Consider the following 16,997-nt stretch of genomic DNA (forward strand, 5'->3'; position numbering starts at 1 on the left):
AGCAGCAGCCGGAGGAGTCCGTGTGACGGGATGGAAGCGTTGGGCCCGGCTGGCAGGCGTCCTGGTCGTGGTGCTCGTCCTCTACTTCACCGTCCCGGTGCAGGTGGAGATCTCGCGCAGCTCGGTCCTCCAGCTCCTCGTGAGCCTGGTCGCCCTGACGCTGCTCGCGCTCACGGTCCTGGTCGAGGTGCGCCACCAGCTCCTGGAGAGCGACCGTCGCATCGACGGCCTGCTCATCGCGGTGATGATCGCGGTCCTCGGGTTCGCGCTCGGCTTCTACGTCCTCGCTCAGCGCAACCCCGACCAGATCTTCGACCTCGAGACCCGGGTCGACGCGCTCTACTTCACGATGGCCACGCTGCTGACGATCGGGTACGGCGACGTCCACGCCACCGGCCAGGCGGCCCGGGTCCTGGTGCTGATCCAGATGGTCTTCAACGTCGTCATCATCGCGACCGCCGCCTCCACGATCTCCACGCGGGTGCGGACCCAGGCCGAGAAGCGGGCCGAGGAGCGCCGCCTGGCCGAGGCCGACGGACCGCTACCGGCGCGCCGCCGTCACGATCGGCGGACGCATCGGAACCCGACGTGAGACGTGGTGTCGTTGACGCCGTGTCCCTGCCGGGCGGCCGGGCGGTAGCGCTGGCAGTAGTGCGGCGAGCAGAGGTGTGACCCGCCCTTCGTGACGAAGCGGTCGGTCTCCGCCAGCCGGACGCTGCCGCCGCAGCACGGGCTGGCCGTGCTCGCGGCCGGGACCGACTCCCCCTCGCTGTGGTGCGACTCCGTCCACCGCGACGCCGTCCACTCCCAGACGTTGCCGATCATGTCCTGCAGGCCGTGGTCGTTGGCCGGGTAGCTGCCGACGGGGGCGGTGCGGTGGTGGCCGTCAGGGTCCTCGCTGCGCCACGGGAACGGGCCCTGCCAGGTGTCGGCCAGCACGACACCCCCGGGTGACAGCTCGTCGGCGTACGACGCGCCCCAGCCGTAGTCGCGCCCGACCAGGCCACCGCGGGCGGCGTGCTCCCACTCCGCCTCGGTGGGGAGGTCCTTGCCGGCCCACCGGGCGTACACCGTGGCGTCCTCCCAGCCGACGTGCACGACCGGGTGGTCCGCGGACTGCTGCCACGCGCTCCCCGGCCCCTGCGGCGCCCGCCACGAGGCGCCGGGCTGCCAGCGCCACCACTGCGTCCAGTCACCGAGGTGCACGGGTCCACCGGTCTGCGTGAAGACCTGCGAGCCGGGCACGAGCAGGGCCGGGTCGGCGCCCGGGAAGTCGGCGGCGTCGGGCGCGACCTCGGCGACCGTGACGTGGCCGGTCTCCTCGACGAACCGGGCGAACTCCGCGTTGGTGACCGGCCACCGGTCGAACCACACATCCCCGACGACCACCTCCCGCAGCGGCCGCTCCTCCGCGTAGAAGTGATCGCTGCCGATCGTCGTGGTCCCGCCCGGGACCAGGACCATGCCCTGCGTCATGCGCCCTTTCTACAGGCCGGCGCGCCGGGCTGGTCCGTCGCTAGGCCATCCGCAGGGCCAGGACCGTGGTGTCGTCGCCACCGCCGTCGTCGTGCACCTCGATCAGCCGGTCGACCCAGGCCTGCAGGTCGGAGTCCGCGTAGGTGTCCGCGGCGAGCGCGCGCAGCCGCTCGGTGCGCTCGTCGAGGTCGGCGCTGCGGCGCTCGACGAGTCCGTCGGTGTAGAGGAGCAGGGCCGCACCCGGCGGCAGGTCGAGCTCGACGGACTCGGCGGCGCCCGTGCCGACGCCGAGCAGCGGACGGACCGGCAGGTCCACGTCGTACGCCGTGCCGCGGGTCAGCAGCATCGGCGGCGGGTGCCCGGCGCTGGCGAGCTCGACTCGCCCGGCGCGGGGGTCGAGGACCGCGAGCACAGCGGTCGCGACCCGCTCGTCGAGGAGGCCGGCCATCAGCAGGTCGAGCTTGTCGAGGCAGGTGGCCGGGCTGTGACCCTCGAAGAGGTAGGCGCGCAGCGCCGTGCGCACCTGCGTCATGGCGGAGGCCGCGGAGACGCCGTGCCCGGCGACGTCGCCGACGACGAAGACGATGCGGCCGTCGGCGAGCGCGAAGCTGTCCCACCAGTCGCCACCCAGCTTGAAGGTGGACGCGGGCTGGTAGCGCGCCGCGAGCTCGATGCCGTCGAAGGTCGGCGGCTCGTCGGACACGACACTGCGCTGGATCGACTCGGCCATCGCGATCGTGTCGCGGGAGCGGGCCAGCAGCAGCCCGATCAGGTGCTTGCCGAGGGCATCGGCGACCTCGAGCTTCCACGGCGCCCAGGGGGTGCTGCGACCGCGGACCACCTGCCGCCACTTGTCGAACGACCGTCGCGGGCTCAGCCGGACGTGCGCGCCCTCAGCCGCCGCGAGCTCCTTGTTGGTGGGGTCGCCTCCCCAGTCGACGACCCGCTCCTGCTCCGGGCGGAACCACAGGAGCCACCGGTCGGAGTCGGACCCGACCCGGAGCACCCCCGCGACGGACGACGCGTCACCCAGCCCGGGCACCAGCTCGGTGACCCGGTCGGTCGAGGTCGCGTAGCTGAGCGGGTCGCGCAGGGCCGTCGCGATGGCCTGGAGCTGGTCCGGGGCGAGATCGACGTTGCCGCGCACGGTGACCACGCCGTCGTACGACAGGACCGCGCCGGTGGCATCGACCAGGGAGAGCAGCTCCGGGTCCTCCATCACGCTGACCAGCGGTGACTCCAGGCTCGCCGCGGTGCGCGCGGCCATCCTGCCGAGCACGGTCTGGGCGGCCAGGGTGCGCTCGCGCTTGTCGGCGCGCTCCCGGTCGCCGGCGAGCTGGGAGGCGACCTGGCCCAGGAACTCGGCGGCCGAGCGCGCGTCCTGGCTCGGCCGGTGCGCCCCTGAGTAGTGGTGGCAGGCGACCAGGCCCCACAGCTGACCGTCGACCATCAGCGAGATCGACATCGAGGCGGTCACGGACATGTGCGACAGGTACTCGAGGTGGATCGGCGAGACGCTGCGCAGCGAGGCGTGCGACAGGTCGAGCGGTGCGCCGGTGCCCGGGTCCAGGACCGGGTGCAGCGGCACTGGGACGTAGTCGACGTCGGCGATCAGCCGGGTCCAGTTGACCGAGTAGAGGCGCCGCGCCTGGGCCGGGATGTCGGTCGCCGGGTAGTGCAGGCCGAGGAACGAGTTGAGGTCGTCGCGCTTCTCCTCGGCGATCACCTCACCGTTCCAGTCCTGGTCGAAGCGGTAGACCATCACCCGGTCGAAGCCGAGCAGCGTGCGCACCTCCAGCGCCAGCCGCGCGGCCAGGTCGCCCACCGACGAGGCCTGGGCGAGGCGGGCCATCGCCCCCCGGGTGGACCGGTAGGTCAGCCGCACCTGGTCGACCGTGCTCACCGGCTCGATCTCGACGACCAGCCGGTCGCCCGAGCGGTGCTGACGCACCTCGACGTCCACGTCGCCCAGCGTCGTGGTCTCGACGCCGTCGACGATCGCGATCGCCAGGTCCGCGCCCACCAGCTCGGCGAGCGTCCGTCCGATGGCGTCCTCGGGCGCGACCCCGAGCAGGCCGTCGACGTTGGTGGAGACCGTCACCGCACGCTGCTCGGCATCGAGGGCCAGCAGCAGGCCGTGCGGCTGGATGGCGCCCGGGATGTGGATGGGCTCGCGGTCGCAGGTGGTCAGGTCGACCTCGCCGTACGCCGGGGTGTGCGCCGGGGTGTGCGTCGGAGGTGGGCTCAGGACGGGTCCTTCCGATGAGCTGCTCTGTGGAGCCATGATGTGGTCCATCCGGGATTTCTACCCACTCCACCCGGGGTGAACGCCCACGTGGGCGTGAGGTCCACCTCAGTCGGGCTCAGTCGAGCTCGAGGCAGCGCGCCAGGAAGTCGTTGCGGAACTTGCCCTGCGGGTCGACGCGCACCGCCAGGTCGCGGAAGTCCTCGAACCGCTTGTACAGCGGAGCCAGCGCGGCCGTCTCGGCGGCGAAGCACTTGCCCCAGTGCGGGCGGCCGCCGAGCGGGAGCAGGGCCTCCTCGATGGCGGGCAGCACGGCGTACACGGCCGGCACGTCCCGCACCCAGGTGAAGTGGAAGCCGACGACGTCGCGGTCGTAGGCCCCGCTGAGCCACAGCCGGTCGGCGGCGATGGTGCGGATCTCACCGACCTGGAGCAGGTGGGCGTACGACGGAGCCAGCGCCCGCAGCCGCTCGACCGCGACCCGCGCCTCGGTGCGCGGCACGAGGTACTCGCTCTGCAGCTCCTCGCCGCGGCTCGGGGTGAACTCCAGGCGGAAGTGCGGCAGCCGCTCGTGCCACGCCCCGGTGATGCCGCCCTGCTGGGTCACCGCCTCGACGTCGGCGCCCGCGAGCATGTGCAGCGTCTCCACGGCAGGTGCGGCGCCCCACAGGTCCGCGGGCGGTACGCCGTCGCGGCTCTTCAGCCACACCTGCTTGATGCCGCCGCTGACCCAGTCGGTGAAGAGGCTGACGCTGTAGGCGGTCGACGTGAGCTCGTCGAGGTGCTCGACCGCCACGTCCCACGGGAGGTCGGCGTAGAGGTCCTGGCGCACCTCGTAGGTGGGCTCGAGGTCGAGGATCACGTGGGTCACGACGCCGAGCGCGCCGAGGGAGACGACGGAGCCGTCGAAGTCGGGCTCGCCCCGGGACACGACCCGCAGAGCGCCGTCGGCCCCGACGATCTCGAGGCCGGCGACGGCCGCGGCCAGGGAGCCGGTTGCGTCACCGGAGCCGTGCGTGCCGGTCGCGATCGCCCCGGCGACGGAGATGTGCGGGAGCGAGGCCATCGTGGCCAGGGCCCAGCCGCCGCGCGCCAGCTGCTCGGCGAGCACGCCGTAGCTGACCCCGCCGGACACGCGTACGACGCGCCGCTCGGCGTCGACCTCGATGTCCTGCCCGAGCTCCTGGGTCGAGACCAGGTCGCCCGTGGTGTCGGCGAGGTCGGTGAACGCGTGCCGGGTGCCGAGGGCCCGGACCCGGGTCGCGGAGCCGACGAGGTCGCGCAGCTCCTCGACGCTGCGTGGGTGCCGGACCCGTGACGCGCCGTACGTGTGGTTGCCCGCCCAGTTCTGCAGCATCCCGCAATCCTGCCTGACGCCACCTACTCTCACCCGCTCCGGGTGATCCGAGGAGGTCGGGACCGGCCCGACACTGGGTGCATGTCTACGTCACACCAAGAGAGCGCCTGGGCCGACGGCATCAGCATCTTCGCGGGTGCGGTGCTCCTGACCGCCGGGCTCTTCCAGTTCCTGGAGGGCATCGCCGCCGTCGCGAAGGACGACGTCTTCGTGCGCACCACGAACTACGTCTTCGAGTTCGACCTCACGACCTGGGGCTGGCTCCACCTGGTCCTCGGTCTCGTCATCGTCGGGATCGGCGCCGCGATCCTCGCCGGCCAGCGGTGGGCGCTCGTCGCGGGAGTCGTGATCGCCATCGTGTCGGCCCTGATGAACTTCGTCTGGCTGCCCTACTACCCCGTCTGGGCGGTCGTGCTCATCGCGCTCGACATCGCCGTCGTCTGGGCCCTCAGCACCGTGCTGGGCAACAGCCGCCGCTGAGCGTTCCTCACCCCCGCAGGCGCGCCGCCTGGCGGGTGAGGTGGTCGCGCTCGGCGACCGAGGTCGCCCGGGCGGCCGCCGCGACGTACAGGTCGTGCGCCAGCGCCCGGTCGCCGGCCCGGTCGTGCAGGTAGGCGCGCAACGCGGTGTGCCGGGGCACGTCGGCGGGCACCTGCGCCACGGCCCCCAGCCCGGCGAGCGGGCCGTCGACCTCACCCACCGCCACCGCCCGGTTGAGCGCCACCACCGGGCTGTCGGTGAGCCGGGCCAGCTCGTCGTACCACTCCAGCACCTGCGGCCAGTCGGTCTCCTCCGCCGTCGCCGCGTCCGCGTGCAGGGCGGCGATCGCGGCCTGCGCCTGGTACTCCCCCAACCGGTCGCGCGCCAGCGCCGCCTGGATGACCACGACGCCCTCCGCGATCATGTCGGCGTCCCACCGCGACCGGTCCTGCTCGGCCAGGGGGACCAGCGAGCCGTCGGCCGCGAAGCGCGCCGTACGCCGCGCGTGGTGGAGCAGCATCAGCGCCAGCAGCCCGCCGACCTCCGGGTCCTCGCCGGCCCCCGCGAGCTGACGGGTCAGCCGGATCGCCTCCGCGGCCAGGTCGACCTCGCCGGTGTAGCCCTCGTTGAAGATCAGGTACAGCACCTTGAGGACGGTCGCCAGGTCACCCGGCTCCCCGAGCTGGACGGCCGCCACCGTCCGCTTGGCCCGGCTGATCCGCTGCGCCATCGTCGCCTCGGGCACCAGGTGGGCCCGGGCGACCTGCCGGGTGGTCAGCCCGCCGACGGCCCGCAGGGTCAGCGCCACCGCCGAGGCCGGGCTCAGCGTCGGGTGGCAGCACAGGAAGAGCAGCTGCAGCGTGTCGTCGCGGGACTCGGCGGCGCCCGGCGGTGGCTCCTCCACCTGGGCGACCTCGCGCCGCAGCCGGGCCGCGTCGGAGCGGCGCGCATCGAGGAACTTGCGCCACGCGACCGTGACCAGCCAGCCCTTGGGCTCGGCCGGCAGCTCGTCGGCCCACCGACGCACGGCCTCGACCAGCGCCTCCTGGACGGCGTCCTCGGCCGCCGCGAAGTCGGCTCCGCGGCGGACGAGGATGCCGAGGACCTGCGGGCCCAGGTCGCGGAGCAGCTCCTCCACCGACGACCTCAGTCCGTGACGGTCGGCGGGTGCTCGAGGAAGGGGCGGACCTCGATCCACTCGTGCAGCGGCACGCCGCCCTTGCCGGGCGCCGAGGAGAGGTACGCCGCCGCCTCGTGCGCGCGCTCCACCGACTCGACGTCGATCATCATCCAGCCGGCGATCAAATCCTTGGTCTCCGCGAACGGCCCGTCGGTGACCGGCGGCCTCCCGGGCCCGTCGTACCGCACGAACGCGCCCTCGGGCGACAGCGCCTGGGCGTCCACGAACTCCCCGCGCTCGCGCAGCTCGTCGGCGACCCGCTGCATGAACGCGATGTGGTCGGACACCTCCTCGGGCGTCCAGTCGCTCATCGGGGCGTTGCCGTAGTCGGTCCGCTCAGGTCCGCCGCGGTAGTGCTTGAGCAGCAGGTACTTGGCCATCGTGGTGCTCCTTCGTCGTCCGAGGCAACCATGATGGCTGCCTTCGGACCGAGGACGGAGCCGTCGGGCGTTTCTCGACACCGGCGTCGGTCCGGGCCGGAAATGACAGCAGGCCCCGGATCTCTCCGGGGCCTGCTGCTCACGTGCGCGAGGGGGGATTTGAACCCCCACGCCCTTTCGGACACTGGCACCTGAAGCCAGCGCGTCTGCCGTTCCGCCACTCGCGCGTGAAGCGGCCCAAGGTTATCCCAGCGCTCGGGTTTGCCCCAAACCGGGGCGAGGGCATCCCTCAACCGTCGTCACGACCCCGTTACGATCGGGTCGCAGCCCGGCCGCGGCCGGACGCAGGACCCGAGGACACCAGAGGAAGGGGGGCGGACGTGGGCGGACTCCAACGACTGGAGAACAAGCTCGAGCAGATGATCTCCGGCGCGTTCGCGCGGGCCTTCCGCTCGGCGGTGCAGCCCGTCGAGATCGCGGCGGCGCTCCAGCGCGAGTGCGACAACAACGCGCAGATCCTCTCGCGTGACCGGCGGCTGGTGCCCAACGACTTCCACGTGGAGCTCTCGGGCACCGACCTGGAGCGGCTGGCGCCGTACGACAGCGCCCTGGCCGACGACCTCGTCGGGCAGCTCCGCGACCACGCCGACGAGCAGAGCTACGTCTTCCCCGGCCCGGTGAGCATCGTCTTCGACCCGGCCGAGGACCTGACGACGGGCCGGTTCCGGATCCGCAGCCGCGCCCAGGCGAAGGTCACCAGCGACGCGACCGCGACGCAGGTGGGCCGGGCCAAGGCCTACCTCGAGGTCAACGGCACCCGCCACCCGCTGCAGCCGCCCGGGTTGGTCGTGGGTCGCGGCACCGAGGCCGACCTGCGCATCAACGACCCCGGCGTCAGCCGGCGCCACATCGAGTTCCTGGTGACCGGTGGCGGCGCGCGCGGCATCGCGGTGGAGGTCCACGACCTCGGCTCGACCAACGGGATGCTCGTCGACGGCCACCGGATCACCAACACCGGGCTGCAGGACGGGTCCGAGGTGCGCATCGGCAACACCACGCTCGTCGTACGCGTGCTCGAGGAGCGATGAGGATGGTCGTGCATGTCTGAGCTGACGCTCTTCCTCATCCGGGTGGCCTACCTCGCGATCCTGTGGATCTTCGTGCTGTCGGCGATCTCGGTGATCCGCTCCGACATGTTCGGCGCCCGGGTGCCGGAGGCCGCACGCACCGGTGGCGGCAAGGCTCCGAAGCCGCCCAAGCAGCCCAAGCCCGGCAAGCGCCGCAGCGCGCCGACGCACGTGCTGGTCACCGAGGGCTCCAACGTCGGCGAGCGCGCCGAGCTCGCCGCCGGCCCGGTGCTGATCGGCCGCGGCAGTGACGCGGCGATCCGCCTCGATGACGACTACGTCTCCACCCGCCACGCCCGGATCGCCGCGTCGGGCGACCAGTGGTTCGTGGAGGACCTCGGCTCCACCAACGGCACCTTCGTCGGCACCGTGCGGATCACCCAGCCGACGACGATCACCATGGGCACCCAGGTCCGCGTGGGCAAGACCATCCTCGAGCTCCGGAAGTAGCCGGCGATGTCCGACCAGCCGACCGAGGCACCCGCCACGCAGCTGCGCCTCCGGCTCGACTACGGCGCCGTCTCCGACGTGGGGCGGGTGCGACGCGACAACCAGGACTCCGGGTACGCCGGCCCCTGGCTGCTCGCGGTCTGCGACGGCGTCGGCGGCGCGGCCCGGGGCGACATCGCCTCCTCGACCGCGATCGGCCAGCTGCGCCGGCTCGACCAGCCGCCGACCAGCGACTCGGCCGAGGAGCTCCTCGCCCGGACCGCGGGCGCCATCCACCGCGCCCACGACCGCCTGGTCGAGCTCGTCGACGAGGACCCGGCGCTCAACGGCACCAGCACGACGGCGACCGTGCTCACCTTCGACGGCACCCGCGTCGGCGTCGGCCACGTCGGCGACAGCCGCGCCTACCTCTACCGCGCCGGCGCGATCCGGCAGCTGACCCTCGACCACACGTTCGTGCAGACCCTGATCGACGAGGGCCGGATCACCGAGGCCGAGGCCCGCGTCCACCCGCACCGCAACCTGATCATGCGGGCCATCGACGCGGTCAGCGACAGCGACCCCGACCTCTTCGTCGTCGACCTCGAGCCGGGCGACCGCCTCCTGGTCTGCAGCGACGGCGCCTGCGGCGTGCTCGAGGACGGCCGGATGGCCGACATCCTCTCGAGCGGCAGCCCGGAGTACGCCGCCGTCGAGCTGGTCCGCGCGAGCCTCGAGGCCGGCAGCACCGACAACGTCACCTGCATCGTCGCCGACCTCCGCGAGGCCGCGCAGGACTCCACCGAGGGCGGCCCGGAGGCCCTGGTCGTCGGAGCCGCCGCCGAGCGCCGCCAGCAGCGCGGGCGCAGCGGGGGGCTCTTCCGCGGCCACCGCTCCGGCGACACCGGTGAGCTCGACCCGGTGCCGTCCGACCTGCCCGACGACGCGCCGTACGACGCCATCGACGCCGACCCCGAGGCGGTCCGCTACGCCCCGCGTCCGCCGCGCCGCTACGCCTGGGCCAAGCGTCTCTTCGCGCTCGCCGTCGTGGTCGGCCTCGGCTGGCTCGCGGTCGCCGCGATCTGGTCGTGGTCGCAGCACCAGTACTACGTGGGCCAGCAGGACGGCACGGTCGTGATCTTCCGCGGCCTCAACGGCTCCATCGGCGGCCTGGACCTCTCCGAGGCCTACCAGACCACCGACGTGCAGCTGGACCGGCTGTCCGACTTCGACGCCGGCAAGGTCGAGGACGGCATCGAGGCCGACGACCTCGACGACGCCCAGCGCACCGTGCAGAACCTGGCGGAGAACCAGGAGCCCGAGGTCGCCGACTCCGGGGCGAGCGGCTGATGGCCGCCCCGTCCTCCACGATCATGGGGTTCGTGCACCGCCGCCGGCGGGGCGCGGAGCTCTTCCTGCTCGTCCTCGCGCTCATCGTCGGCATCGGCGCGTACGCCGCGGTCGGGGTCGGCGTCCAGGGTGAGGTGCCGCCCGACATCCTCGGATACGGCGGCTGGCTGGTCGGGCTCATCATCGGCGCCCACGTCGTGATCCGCCTCGTCGCGCCGTACGCCGACCCGGTGCTGCTCCCGGTCGTCGCGGCCCTCAACGGGCTCGGCCTCGCGGTGATCCACCGCATCGACCTCGCCAAGGAGGCGGCCGGGGACGCGGACGGCTTCGCCCAGCAGCAGCTGATCTGGATGACCCTCGGCGTGGGGCTCTTCCTGGTCACCCTGCTGGCGATCCGCGACCACCGCCTGCTCCAGCGCTTCACCTACACCAGCGGCCTGGCCGCCATCGTGCTGCTGCTGCTCCCGATGCTGCCGGGCATCGGACGCACCATCAACGGCGCGCGCATCTGGATCCACCTCGGCCCGTTCAGCTTCCAACCCGGCGAGCTCGCCAAGCTGCTGCTCGTCATCGCGTTCGCCGGCTACCTGGTGCTGCACCGCGACGCGCTCGCGCTCGCCGGTCGTCGGGTGCTCTTCGTCGACCTGCCCCGCGGCCGCGACCTCGGCCCGATCCTGGCGATGTGGCTGGTCAGCCTGGGCATCCTGGTCTTCCAGCACGACCTCGGCTCCAGCCTGCTCTTCTTCGGGCTCTTCCTGATCATGCTCTACGTCGCCACCGAGCGACCCGGGTGGCTGGTCGTCGGCGGCCTGATGTTCGTCGGCGGCGCGACCCTGGCCTACGTCCTCTTCGGCCACGTGCGGATCCGCTTCGACATCTGGCAGCACCCGTTCGACTTCTACACCGCCGAGCAGGGCGGCAAGAGCTTCCAGCCCGTCGAGGCCAAGTTCGGCATGGGCTGGGGCGGTCTGATCGGTCGCGGCTTCGGCGACGGCGACCCGAACCGGGTGCCGTACGCCAACTCCGACTTCATCCTCTCCTCCATCGGCGAGGAGCTCGGGCTGACCGCGGTGATGGCGGTGCTGATGATGTACGGCCTGATCGTCGAGCGCGCGCTGCGCACCGCCCTGATCTGCCGCGACGCCTTCGGCAAGCTGGTCGCCACCGGCCTCGGCACCGCCATCGCGCTGCAGGTCTTCGTCGTCGTCGGCGGCGTCACCGGGCTGATCCCGCTCACCGGTCTGACCACGCCGTTCCTGTCGTACGGCGGCTCCTCCCTCGTCGCGAACTGGGTGATCATCGCGCTGCTGCTCCGCATCTCCGACCAGGCCCGGCGCCCGCTGCCGTCGATCTCCGACGACACGACCGCCATCAGCTCCGACGACACCCAGGTGGTCCGGCTGGGGGCGTCGAGCTGATGAACAAGCCGATCCGCACCGTCTCGATCTTCTGCCTGGTGCTCTTCCTGGCGCTGATGATCAACGCGACCTACCTGCAGTACTGGAAGGCGGGGGCGCTCAACGACAACCCGCTCAACCGGCGGGTGCAGGTGGCGGCGTACTCCCAGGAGCGCGGCGCGATCCTGGTCGGGCGCAACCCGGTCGCCGAGAGCGTGAAGTCCGACGACCAGTACAAGTTCCAGCGCACCTACCCCAAGCCGAGGGAGTTCGCGCCGATCACCGGCTACTTCTCCTACTATGGCGCGACCGCCATCGAGCGCTCCCGCAACTCCGTGCTCTCCGGCGACGACCCGCGGCTCTTCGTCAAGAACTTCGTCGACCTGCTCAGCAGCGAGCCGCCGCAGGGCGGCAACGTCACCCTGACCATCGACGCCAAGGCGCAGCGGGCGGCGTACGACGGGCTCAAGGGACTGGGCAAGGACGTGCAGGGCTCCGTCGTGGCGATCGAGCCGGCCACCGGCAAGGTGCTGGCGATGGTGTCGCTGCCGACGTACGACCCCAACGACCTGGCCTCGCACGACCTGGCGTCGGTGGCCAGGAAGGCCCAGCAGCTCAACGAGGACCCCACCGAGCCGCTGCTCAACCGTGCCATCCAGACCCGGCTGCCCCCGGGCTCGACGTTCAAGGTCGTGACCTCGGCCGCCGCGATCGAGAAGGGCCTCTACGACGCCGACTCGAAGGTGCCCGGTGGCGTCACCTACCAGCTGCCGCTGACCAGCGGGCCGACCGGCGAGATCGACAACGAGGGCCGCAACTGCGGCGCCAACGGGTCCAAGATCCCGTTCCGCCAGGCGATGGAGCAGTCCTGCAACACCGCCTACGCCCAGATCGCAGAGCAGGTCGGCGCCGAGGACATGGCCAAGACCGCCGAGGCCTTCGGCTTCAACCAGCACTACTTCGACGACCTGTCGCCGCAGGCGCTCTCGGTCTTCCCCGAGGAGCTCGACAAGGCGCAGCTGGGCCAGACCGGCTTCGGCCAGTTCGACGTGTCGGCGACCCCGCTGCAGATGGCGATGGTCTCCGCCGGGATCGCCAACGCCGGCTCGGTGATGAAGCCCTACCTCGTCGACGAGGAGCAGTCGGCCGACCTCAACGTGCTCAGCAAGACCGACCCGGAGAAGTTCTCCCAGGCGATCTCGGCGAAGACGGCCAGCGAGGTGACCAAGCTGATGGTCTCCACCGTCGACGAGGGCACCGCCTCGCCGGCCGCCATCCCGGGCATCTCGGTCGCGGGCAAGACCGGGACGGCGCAGACCGGCACCGACGACACCTCGCCGTACGCGTGGTTCATCTCGTTCGCGCCGGCGGACAACCCCGAGGTCGCCGTGGCCGTGATGATCCAGAACGCCGACATCCCGCGCGACGAGGTCGCCGGCGGCCTGCTCGGCGGCCCCATTGCCAAGTCCGTCATGGAAGCGGTGATCAAGTGAGCCAGACACCCCACGGGTTCGCGGACGACTCCCGGCGCTACCGCCTCGATGCACGGATCGCCACCGGCGGCATGGGCGAGGTCTGGCGTGCGACCGACACGCTCCTGGACCGCGCGGTGGCCGTGAAGCTGCTCAAGGCCGAGTACGCCGACAACGCGACCTTCCGGGTGCGCTTCGAGTCCGAGGCCCAGCACGCCGCGTCGCTGCACCACCCCAACATCGCCACGGTCTTCGACGTCGGCGAGGCGATGATGACCGACGGGTCGCGCTCGCGCCGGCCCTACCTGGTCATGGAGCTCGTCGACGGCCAGCCGCTGTCGGCGCTGCTGCGGCCCGACGTGCCCCTGGACCCGCTGGCCACCCGCGAGCTGCTCGCCCAGGCCGCCGACGGGCTCGGCGCCGCCCACGAGGCCGGCATCGTGCACCGTGACGTGAAGCCGGCCAACCTGCTGGTCACGCCCAACCGCCAGATCAAGGTCACCGACTTCGGCATCGCCCGCGCGGTCGAGGGCATCGGCCTGACCGGCACCGGCGAGGTGATGGGCACCCCGCAGTACCTCTCCCCCGAGCAGGCGCAGGGCCTCACCGCGACCCCGGCCTCCGACGTCTACTCCCTCGCCGTCGTGGCCTACGAGTGCCTGGTCGGCCGACGCCCGTTCGTCGCCGAGACCGCCGTCGCGACCGCGCTGGCGCACCTGCGCGAGCCGGTGCCCGCGCTGCCCGCGTCGGTGCCCGCCGACCTCGCGGCCGTCGTACGACGGGGCCTGGCCAAGGACCCGGCCGAGCGGTTCGTCGACGGTGACGCCTTCGCCGCCGCCCTGCGCAGCCCGGCGACCGCGGCCACCCAGGTGGTGGCCCCGCCCGTCGCCTCGACGCAGGTGATCGCGCCAGTCCCACCACCGGCCGCCCCCACCCCGGTCGCCTACGACGAGCCCGAGGGCAACCGCTGGCTCTGGCCGGTGCTCGGCGTGCTGGCCGTGGTGGCGATCGTGGTGCTCGTCGTGCTGCTGATGACCCGGGGCGACGGTGACGACGCCCCCAGCGACGACACCAGCCAGACCCCGACCCGGTCGTCCTCGGCGCCCTCGTCGCCCAGCGAGCCGACGACGAGCGCCACCGAGGAGGACACCACCGTCCGCCTCGACGAGTCCGACTACCTCGACCGCCCGTTGCGCGACGTCCAGCGCGAGCTGGCCGACCTCGGACTGCGGGTGGAGACCCGGCAGGTCGACAACCCGGGCGACGAGATCGAGGGCGACGTCACCAGCGTCAACCCGACCGGTGCCCTGCAGCAGGGCGACACGGTCACGGTCTCGTTCTGGGGGCCGCTGCCGCCGGAGACGCCGACCGCGGACCCGACGGAGGACCCCACGCCGTCGGAGACCCCGAGCGAGACCCCGAGCGAGACGACGGCCGACACCCCCTCCGACAGCACCTCCCCGAGCAGCTAAGGCATGGTCACCCCGTGAACAACCAACAGCCGACCGTCGGCGGTCGCTACGAGCTCGGCGAGCTGCTCGGCCGTGGCGGCATGGCCGAGGTCCGCAAGGGCATCGACACCCGGCTCGGGCGGGTCGTCGCGGTCAAGCGGCTCCGCACGGACCTGGCCAGCGACGCCACGTTCCAGGCGCGCTTCCGGCGCGAGGCGCAGTCGGCCGCGTCGCTCAACCACCCCGCGATCGTGGCGGTCTACGACACCGGCGAGGAGCCGGCCGACGACGGCTCGGGGATCTCGCAGCCCTACATCGTGATGGAGTTCGTCGCCGGGCAGACCCTGCGCGACATCCTGCGCCAGGGTCGCAAGATCCTGCCCGAGCGCGCCCTCGAGATCACCAGCGGTGTGCTCTCCGCCCTCGACTACAGCCACCGCGCGGGGATCATCCACCGCGACATCAAGCCCGGCAACGTGATGCTGACGCCCAGCGGCGACGTGAAGGTGATGGACTTCGGCATCGCCCGCGCCATCAGCGACGCCTCCTCCACGATGACGCAGACCGCGGCCGTGGTCGGCACGGCGCAGTACCTCTCCCCCGAGCAGGCGCGCGGCGAGACCGTCGACTCCCGCTCCGACGTCTACTCGGCCGGCTGCCTGCTCTACGAGCTGCTGACCGGCCGGCCGCCCTTCGTCGGGGACAGCCCGGTCGCGGTCGCCTACCAGCACGTCCGCGAGCCCGCCGTGCCTCCCTCCGACCACGACACCGAGCTCCCGCCCGAGATCGACGCGATCGTGCTGAAGGCGCTGGCCAAGCGCCTCGACGAGCGCTACCAGTCCGCCGCGGCCATGCGCAGCGACATCGAGCGCTACCTCGCCGGGCGACCGGTGCAGGCGCCGCTCGTGCAGCCCAGCCCCGTCGTCCCGGTCGCCGCACCCGCGACCGCGGTGACGGCTGCGGTGCCGGCGTACGACGACGAGCCGCGCAGCCGGACCGGTCTGATCGTGGCCCTCGGGCTGCTGCTCGTGGTGCTGATCGCCGGCGGGGCGTTCCTGCTCCCCCGTCTCTTCGAGAAGGCGCCCGAGCAGGTGCCGGCGCCCAACGTCATCAACAAGACCGAGAAGCAGGCGCGGACGCTCATCGGCGACGCCGGGCTCGCTGTCGGCACGATCGACCGGGAGGCCAGCAGCGAGGTCGCCTCCGGCAAGGTGATCCGCCAGGACCCGCAGCCCGACCAGTACCTCGACCCCGACACCGCGGTGAACCTCGTCGTCTCGCTGGGCAAGCCCCAGGTGGAGGTGCCGTTCGTGATCGGGCAGGACAAGAAGGACGCCGAGGCGGCGCTGGTCTCCCAGGGCTTCGACGTCCAGCTCAAGAAGGAGGAGTCCGACGAGGACAAGGACACCGTGACCCGGACGGAGCCGTCGCAGGGCACCACCGTGGCCGAGGGCACCCGGATCGTCGTCTACTTCTCCGACGGGCGCGAGAAGGTCCCCAACCTCGTCGGCAAGCAGCAGGCGGAGGCGGAGAACGCCGTACGCAACGCCGGCTTCGAGCCGCGGGTGATCCAGTCGTCCGACACCACCAAGCCGGCCGGCACCGTGATCGACCAGAGCCCTCGTGCGGGTGACACGCCCTCGCAGGGCTCGACGGTCACGATCGTGGTGTCCAGCTTCGTGCCGCCGTCGAACACCCCGAGCCCGACGCCGGACCCGTCGGCCACCCCGAGCCCGGACCCCTCGGAGACTCCGGTGGTCCCACCGCCCGCGGGTCGGCGCCGGCCCTAGGGGTTCAGCGGGGTCGCGTAGTTGAGGTCGAGGAGTCCGTCGTACCCCGGGGCCTTGACCAGGCTCTGGAGCTCGAGGTCCCAGCCGACCGAGATGTCCGGGTCGACGGCGTCCTCGCGGTAGGCCCCGATGTAGGCGTCGCCGTCGACGGCAGCGAGCAGGGCGCTCTGGTCGCCGACGGCCTCGATGACGTAGGGCTGCGGGTAGGGCACGCCCTGGAGCTGCACCGAGTTGCCCTCGCACTTGATGCCGGTGGTGGACACGATGCGCTGGCCCTGGATCGTGACCGCGGTGGCGCCGCCCTTCCACAGGGCGTTGACGACGGCCTGGATGTCCTGCTGGTGCACCAGCAGCGGGTTCACGTTGCCGGTCGTCGAGTTGATGACGTCCTCGGGAGCGTCGGAGAGCACGATCTTCACGCCCTGCCCGGTGCGCGGCCTGAGCCCGGCCGGGTCCTCGAGCCGCGCGATCCGGCGCTGGTAGCGGCGTACGTCGTCGTCGCCGACCCGGGTGCTGAGCATGTCGACCTCGGCGTTGAGCGAGGCAACCCGGTCGCGCAGCTCGTCGTAACCGTCCGCCTCGTCGTCGACCAGCGACGCCAGGTCGGTGTAGCGCCCGGGCCGCAGGTCGGTGCCCTGGCTGTTGTTGGCGCTGACCACGAAGAGGCCGCCGCAGGCGAGCACGACGAGCGGCGTGCCGAGGCGCCACCACAGGCGTCGGCGGCTGCCCGGACCGCTCGGCCCGGTGGGCCTCGCGTGGGATCCGGCGCTCACGTTGACTAAGGTATCCCGGAGTCCGTCCCAGCCGGGAACGGACGACCGCATGGCCCGCGTCACGAGTCCGCCCCGACCGGGCCCCGCACG

The 16,997-nt window shown here is 72.3% G+C and carries 15 protein-coding genes and 1 tRNA gene; 9 read left to right on the forward strand and 7 right to left on the reverse strand.

The window, feature by feature from the left end:
- Positions 1-22 precede the first annotated feature (22 nt).
- Positions 23-592: a potassium channel family protein gene (locus tag N542_RS24155; RefSeq protein ID WP_155992957.1), complete on the forward strand. Its 570-nt coding sequence runs from the start codon at positions 23-25 to the stop codon at positions 590-592.
- Here N542_RS24155 and N542_RS0109435 read toward each other — a convergent pair.
- From N542_RS0109435 to N542_RS0109445, 3 genes are all read right to left on the reverse strand, one after another.
- Complete coding sequence (locus tag N542_RS0109435) at positions 559-1,476, reverse strand: formylglycine-generating enzyme family protein (RefSeq protein WP_036507184.1); 918 nt, start codon at positions 1,474-1,476, stop codon at positions 559-561. The genes N542_RS24155 and N542_RS0109435 overlap by 34 nt on opposite strands.
- A gap of 40 nt (positions 1,477-1,516) precedes the next feature.
- Positions 1,517-3,772 carry a SpoIIE family protein phosphatase gene (locus N542_RS24160; RefSeq protein WP_081795111.1) on the reverse strand — a complete coding sequence of 752 codons (2,256 nt, stop codon included), beginning with the start codon at positions 3,770-3,772 and terminating at the stop codon, positions 1,517-1,519.
- A gap of 67 nt (positions 3,773-3,839) precedes the next feature.
- Positions 3,840-5,078 (reverse strand): D-arabinono-1,4-lactone oxidase, encoded by a 1,239-nt coding sequence (locus N542_RS0109445; RefSeq protein WP_028643711.1) that lies wholly within the window; start codon positions 5,076-5,078, stop codon positions 3,840-3,842.
- An 81-nt stretch (positions 5,079-5,159) separates the two neighbouring features.
- On the opposite strand from N542_RS0109445, the gene N542_RS0109450 reads away from it, so the two are divergent.
- Positions 5,160-5,558 carry a DUF7144 family membrane protein gene (locus tag N542_RS0109450; RefSeq protein ID WP_028643712.1) on the forward strand — a complete coding sequence of 133 codons (399 nt, stop codon included), beginning with the start codon at positions 5,160-5,162 and terminating at the stop codon, positions 5,556-5,558.
- A 7-nt stretch (positions 5,559-5,565) separates the two neighbouring features.
- On the opposite strand, the gene N542_RS0109455 is transcribed toward N542_RS0109450, so the two are convergent.
- The 3 genes from N542_RS0109455 to N542_RS0109465 form a co-directional block, all read right to left on the reverse strand.
- The gene (locus N542_RS0109455; protein WP_028643713.1) at positions 5,566-6,696 is read right to left on the reverse strand and encodes an RNA polymerase sigma factor; all 1,131 of its coding nucleotides are present in this window, start codon (positions 6,694-6,696) and stop codon (positions 5,566-5,568) included.
- Between the two features lie 8 nt (positions 6,697-6,704).
- On the reverse strand, positions 6,705-7,118 hold the full coding sequence (locus N542_RS0109460; protein ID WP_028643714.1) for a YciI family protein: 414 nt from the start codon (positions 7,116-7,118) through the stop codon (positions 6,705-6,707).
- A 144-nt stretch (positions 7,119-7,262) separates the two neighbouring features.
- Positions 7,263-7,345: transfer RNA gene (locus N542_RS0109465), tRNA-Leu, on the reverse strand.
- Between the two features lie 153 nt (positions 7,346-7,498).
- On the opposite strand from N542_RS0109465, the gene N542_RS0109470 reads away from it, so the two are divergent.
- The 7 genes from N542_RS0109470 to pknB are packed head-to-tail and all read left to right on the forward strand — an operon-like array spanning position 7,499 to position 16,134.
- Positions 7,499-8,206, forward strand: coding sequence for an FhaA domain-containing protein (locus N542_RS0109470; RefSeq protein ID WP_028643715.1), 708 nt, complete (start codon positions 7,499-7,501; stop codon positions 8,204-8,206).
- Positions 8,207-8,218: 12 nt separating this feature from the next.
- Positions 8,219-8,695, forward strand: a complete 477-nt coding sequence (locus tag N542_RS0109475) for an FHA domain-containing protein FhaB/FipA (protein ID WP_028643716.1) — start codon at positions 8,219-8,221, stop codon at positions 8,693-8,695.
- A 6-nt stretch (positions 8,696-8,701) separates the two neighbouring features.
- Positions 8,702-10,024, forward strand: coding sequence for a PP2C family protein-serine/threonine phosphatase (locus N542_RS0109480; protein ID WP_028643717.1), 1,323 nt, complete (start codon positions 8,702-8,704; stop codon positions 10,022-10,024).
- Complete coding sequence (locus N542_RS0109485; protein WP_028643718.1) at positions 10,024-11,442, forward strand: FtsW/RodA/SpoVE family cell cycle protein; 1,419 nt, start codon at positions 10,024-10,026, stop codon at positions 11,440-11,442. Before N542_RS0109480 ends, N542_RS0109485 begins: the two co-directional genes overlap by 1 nt.
- A complete protein-coding gene (locus tag N542_RS0109490) occupies positions 11,442-12,914 on the forward strand; it encodes a peptidoglycan D,D-transpeptidase FtsI family protein (RefSeq protein WP_028643719.1) in 1,473 nt (490 codons plus the stop codon). Before N542_RS0109485 ends, N542_RS0109490 begins: the two co-directional genes overlap by 1 nt.
- A complete protein-coding gene (locus N542_RS26585) occupies positions 12,911-14,365 on the forward strand; it encodes a serine/threonine-protein kinase (RefSeq protein ID WP_051551565.1) in 1,455 nt (484 codons plus the stop codon). The genes N542_RS0109490 and N542_RS26585 overlap by 4 nt, the downstream gene beginning before the upstream one ends.
- Positions 14,366-14,379: 14 nt before the next feature.
- Positions 14,380-16,134, forward strand: coding sequence for a Stk1 family PASTA domain-containing Ser/Thr kinase (gene pknB, locus N542_RS24170; protein WP_036507189.1), 1,755 nt, complete (start codon positions 14,380-14,382; stop codon positions 16,132-16,134).
- On the opposite strand, the gene N542_RS0109505 is transcribed toward pknB, so the two are convergent.
- Positions 16,131-16,907, reverse strand: coding sequence for a DUF881 domain-containing protein (locus N542_RS0109505; protein ID WP_028643720.1), 777 nt, complete (start codon positions 16,905-16,907; stop codon positions 16,131-16,133). The genes pknB and N542_RS0109505 overlap by 4 nt on opposite strands.
- Positions 16,908-16,997 lie beyond the last annotated feature (90 nt).

Origin of the sequence: Nocardioides sp. URHA0020, from assembly GCF_000620705.1 — a bacterium.
Lineage (GTDB): Bacteria > Actinomycetota > Actinomycetes > Propionibacteriales > Nocardioidaceae > Nocardioides.